Below are 2,510 nucleotides of genomic sequence, written 5' to 3' on the forward strand. Positions count from 1 at the left end.
CTGCTGGACGCCGTCCCGGCCGAGCACCCGCTCACCGGTGTCGTGCACACGGCCGGTGTGCTGGACGACGGCGTCATCGGCGCCCTCACCCCCGAGCGCCTGGCCCGGGTCTTCGCCCCCAAGGTGAGCGCGGTACGGCACCTGGACGAGCTGACCCGCACCCTGGACCTGACGGTGTTCGCCGTCTTCTCCTCCGCGTCCGGCCTGTTCGGCTCGGCCGGCCAGGGCAACTACGCGGCCGCCAACGCCTACCTCGACGCCGTGGCCCACCAGCGCCGGGCGGCCGGCCTGCCCGCCACCTCGCTGGCCTGGGGCCTGTGGGAGCAGACCAGCGGCATGACCGCCCACCTGGGCGCGGCCGACCAGGCCCGGATGAGCCGGGGCGGCGTCCTGCCGATCGGACCCGCCGAGGGCATGCGCCTCCTCGACGCGGCCCTGGCCACCGGCACGGCGCTCCTCGCCCCCATCAAGCTGGACCTGCGGGCCCTGCGCGCCGACGCGGCGGCGGGCCGACCCGTACAGCCCCTCCTGCACGGCCTGGTCCGCACCGGCCGCCAGCCGGCCCGCGGCACGGCCGCTGACGGCACCGGCGGACTCACCCGCCGGCTCGCCGGACTCACCCCGGCCGAGCAGGAGACCCTGCTGCTCGACCTCGTACGCGGCCACGTCGCGACCGTCCTCGGCCACGCCGGGGCGGAGAACGTCGGCCCCGAGACGGCGTTCAAGGACGCCGGGTTCGACTCGCTGACCTCCGTGGAACTGCGCAACCGGCTCCGCGAGACCACCGGACTCAAGCTGGCCGCGACCGTCGTGTTCGACTACCCGAACCCGCTCGCCCTGGCCCGCCACCTCCACGCGGAACTGGGCACCACCGACGACGCCCTGTCGCTGGTGCACGAAAAGATCGAGGACATCGAGTCGCTGATCGCCGGACTGCTCTCCGACGAGTCCAAGAAAGCCGACCTCGTGCTTCGCCTCCAGGGCCTGGTCGCGAAGTGCAACGGAGCAGTCGAGGAGACACCGGGTTCCGCCGTGGCGGACCAACTGGAATCCGCTTCCGCCGATGAGGTCCTCGACTTCATCAACGACGAACTCGGAATCGTCTGACCGCCCCGTTTCGCGGACCGTCAAACCCTCGGTGAGGAATGGAAGATGGCCACAGAGCAGGAACTCCTCAAGTACCTCAAGCGCGTCACGACGGAACTGCACGACCTGCGCCGGCAGGTACGGCGCAGCGCCGACGAGCCGGTCGCGATCGTCGGCATGGCGTGCCGGCTGCCCGGCGGGGTGACGACGCCGGAGGAGCTGTGGCGCCTGGTCGCCGAGGGCCGGGACGCCGTGTCCGACTTCCCCGCCGACCGCGGCTGGGACCTGGACACGCTGTTCGCCGACGACCCCGACGAGGCGGGCACCACCTACGCCCGCCAAGGCGGATTCCTGCACGACGCCGGCCTGTTCGACGCCGACTTCTTCGGCGTCTCACCCCGTGAGGCGCTGGCGATGGACCCGCAGCAGCGGCTGCTGCTGGAAACGTCATGGGAAGCACTCGAACAGGCCGGCATCGACCCCCTCTCCCTGAAAGGCGCGGACATCGGCGTCTTCAACGGGATCATGGGCGTCGACTACTTCTTCGGCGGCAACCTCCCGCCGGAGCTGGAGGGCTACGCCGGAACCGGCGGCGCGGGCAGCGTCGCCTCCGGCCGCGTCTCCTACGTCTTCGGCTTCGAGGGTCCGGCCGTGACCGTGGACACCGCCTGCTCCTCCTCCCTGGTCGCCATCCACCTCGCCGCGCAGGCCCTGCGCCGCGGGGAGTGCTCGATGGCCCTGGCGGGCGGCGCCACCGTCATGGCCACCCCGCACACCTTCGTGGACTTCTCCCGCCAGCGGGGCCTGGCTTCGGACGGCCGCTGCAAGTCGTACGCCGAGGCGGCGGACGGCACGGGCTGGGCCGAGGGCGCGGGCGTGGTCGTCCTGGAGCGCCTGTCGGAGGCGCAGCGCAAGGGCCACCGCGTCCTCGCCGTCGTGCGCGGCAGCGCGGTGAACCAGGACGGCGCCTCCAACGGCCTGACCGCCCCCAACGGCCCCTCGCAGCAGCGCGTGATCCGCAAGGCGCTGGCCGCGGCCGGACTCACCCCCGCGGACGTGGACGCCGTCGAGGGCCACGGCACGGGCACGGTCCTCGGCGACCCGATCGAGGCCCAGGCCGTCCTCGCCACCTACGGCCAGGACCGCGAAGAGCCCCTCTACCTCGGCTCGTTGAAGTCGAACGTCGGCCACACGCAGGCCGCCGCCGGAGTCGCCGGCGTGATCAAGATGGTGCAGGCCCTGCGCCACGGCATGCTGCCGCCCACACTGCACGCCGACGAACCCAGCAGCCGTGTCGACTGGGAAGCAGGTGCCGTCCGGCTCCTGACGGAGGCCCGTGACTGGCCGCGGACCGACCGGCCGCGCCGGGTGGGCGTGTCCGGTTTCGGCGTCAGCGGCACCAACGCGCACGTGATCTTGGAGCA

Annotated in this window: 2 protein-coding genes; both read left to right on the plus strand. The window is 72.8% G+C overall.

The annotated features are described in order from the left end of the window. A partial coding sequence (locus ABZ576_RS34275) for a KR domain-containing protein (RefSeq protein WP_360750006.1) occupies nt 1-1,107 on the plus strand: 1,107 nt, incomplete at its 5' end. A gap of 45 nt (nt 1,108-1,152) precedes the next feature. Beyond that, the coding region (locus ABZ576_RS34280) for a beta-ketoacyl synthase N-terminal-like domain-containing protein (protein ID WP_360750009.1) at nt 1,153-2,510 on the plus strand (1,358 nt) is incomplete at its 3' end.

Origin of the sequence: Streptomyces sp. NPDC013455, assembly GCF_040632975.1 — a bacterium.
GTDB lineage: Bacteria > Actinomycetota > Actinomycetes > Streptomycetales > Streptomycetaceae > Streptomyces.